This is a genomic window from Actinoplanes sp. NPDC051633 (assembly GCF_040681735.1).
GTDB lineage: Bacteria > Actinomycetota > Actinomycetes > Mycobacteriales > Micromonosporaceae > Actinoplanes.
Map to the genome: position 1 here is coordinate 1 of NZ_JBFAZH010001538.1, position 1,520 is coordinate 1,520.

Below are 1,520 nucleotides of genomic sequence, written 5' to 3' on the forward strand. Positions count from 1 at the left end.
CAGACCTCCGAGAAGGTCTGTCCCTTTCCGCGTGAACCTCGGTCGCTAGCCGACGGGCGGGTACGGGTCGTTGCCGTAGGTCCACTCGAACTCGATCGTGCCGTCCGCGCGGTGCACCACCAGCTGACTCGGCTGATTGGCCTTGGCCACCCTCTGACCCGCGTCGATGGCCGGCTGCTTCGTGTAGTGCGCCGAAAGCACCTGGCCGTTGTGCTTGACCTGCCATTGGGTGCCATTGGGCACCACGCTGTACCGCTTGCGAGCCGCCATTGCTGGCGCCTCCTTTCCGTCCGATGCTCTCGAAGCACCGGTTCAGCGGTCCGTGCCCGACGGGCACCGTCAACCACACTGACGTTCGCGGCGACCGCGACGTGAGCGGAGCTGACGCTACGCACATCGGCCAGCTAGGTCAACACCACCAACTGGGGATCTTCCCTCCATGTTTGCGAGGCAAACAACTTATGGTAGTGTCATTAGAGTCGGGTGAGGAGTAGCTATGGCGGGGGCTGCGGACGACGGTTACGGCGACTTCTATAAAGAGGTAGGCCGACGGATCCGTGCTGCGCGAATGAACGCGAAAATCACTCAAGCGGAGCTCGCGGACCTTATCGGATTAACTCGTACTTCGGTGACGAATCTAGAGGCGGGTCGTCAACGAATGCCGCTTCACCTATTCGCGGCAATTGAGCGAGCCGTCCGCGCGCCTGCCGGCTCGTTGCTCCCGCACCTCGACGACGACTCCGTAGCCCAACTCGATCGCACTGTTGGCCGCCATCTACTTTCCGCACCGGACACAACAAAGGACTTTGTGCAAGGCGCCATTGCAGGATTGGGACGAACCAGAGAGGAGGGCCAGGGTGATTAGGTCCGATATTGAGCTCAGAGCTGAACAGTTCTTGCGTCGCCACAATGCGCTGCGGTCCCCTATCGAGGTTTCGGAGTTGGTGACCGCAGAAGGCATAGCGCTAGCATTGCATGAGTTCAGCGGTAATGAATCGGGTTTCGCGCTTTCTCAGGGTGACCAGCGAATCATTGGTGTGAACACGGCCACCGCATACTCGCGTCAGCGCTTTACGATTGCTCACGAGCTCGGGCATATCCTTCTCCACCACAAACCCTTGATTGTAGATCATTCGATTCTACTGAGTAAGCGTGACGACATCTCTTCACTAGGAACAGACCAAGAGGAGATTGAAGCAAACGGCTTTGCTGCGGCGCTGCTAATGCCCGATATTCTAGTCCGTCAAGAACTGGAGAGGGCTACTCGTCAGGACAATTCCTTGCCAGCGCAACGCTATGTCGTGAACCTAGCAAGAACCTTCAAGGTGAGCTCGCAAGCAATGGCCTATCGGTTAGTTAACTTGAACCTAATCACGGGCTGGGTTTAGGTAGCCTCAGCACGTAGATTTGACGCCCCGCCTGCCCATCCCGTCGGCCTTCGTCCACACACCGTGGAGCGGACAGGGCCTGCCTGGGCAAGGTGGAGCACCCTACGTCTGACCGACCTTGCCCAGGCAGGC

Annotated in this window: 3 protein-coding genes; 2 read left to right on the plus strand and 1 reads right to left on the minus strand. The window is 58.9% G+C overall.

Going from position 1 to position 1,520, the window contains the following annotated elements:
• Positions 1-45: 45 nt before the first annotated feature.
• Complete coding sequence (locus AB0M20_RS42900; RefSeq protein WP_364307189.1) at positions 46-270, minus strand: DUF2188 domain-containing protein; 225 nt, start codon at positions 268-270, stop codon at positions 46-48.
• A 226-nt stretch (positions 271-496) separates the two neighbouring features.
• Between AB0M20_RS42900 and AB0M20_RS42905 the strand changes: the two genes are divergently transcribed.
• Both AB0M20_RS42905 and AB0M20_RS42910 read left to right on the plus strand, forming a co-directional pair.
• Positions 497-865 (plus strand): helix-turn-helix transcriptional regulator, encoded by a 369-nt coding sequence (locus tag AB0M20_RS42905; RefSeq protein WP_364307191.1) that lies wholly within the window; start codon positions 497-499, stop codon positions 863-865.
• A gap of 79 nt (positions 866-944) precedes the next feature.
• Positions 945-1,388, plus strand: coding sequence for an ImmA/IrrE family metallo-endopeptidase (locus tag AB0M20_RS42910; protein ID WP_364307193.1), 444 nt, complete (start codon positions 945-947; stop codon positions 1,386-1,388).
• The last annotated feature ends 132 nt before the right edge of the window (positions 1,389-1,520 follow it).

What these genes read in the sequence shown, in the direction of transcription:
- AB0M20_RS42900 (WP_364307189.1), bottom strand. Translation starts at nt 270, where the DNA reads ATGGCGGCTCGCAAGCGGTACAGCGTGGTGCCCAATGGCACCCAATGG.
- AB0M20_RS42905 (WP_364307191.1), top strand. Translation starts at nt 497, where the DNA reads ATGGCGGGGGCTGCGGACGACGGTTACGGCGACTTCTATAAAGAGGTA.